Here is a 249-nt window from a genome sequence, read left to right as displayed (position 1 = left end):
TGACGCGGCTGATGCCCGGCCGCCTTGTCGGTCAGTCCACCGACAGCAAGGGCCGCCCCGGCTATCGCCTTGCGCTCCAGACGCGCGAACAGCATATCCGCCGCGACAAGGCGACATCCAACATCTGCACCGCGCAGGCGCTGCTCGCCAACATGGCGACGGCCTATGCGATCTGGCACGGCCCCGCCGGGCTGCAGGCGATTGCCGGCCGAACCCATGAATTGGCTAACCGGCTGGCTGCCGGTCTCA

1 pseudogene is annotated in these 249 nt (G+C 68.3%); it reads left to right on the top strand.

The annotated features are described in order from the left end of the window. Window positions 1–249: pseudogene (locus AC0L2O_RS37225) on the top strand (hypothetical protein); the annotation flags it as partial.

The organism is Bradyrhizobium sp. Kon10, from assembly GCF_055807395.1.
The sequence above is the reverse complement of the archived record's forward strand: the minus strand, read 5'-3'. Positions and strand labels throughout refer to the sequence as shown.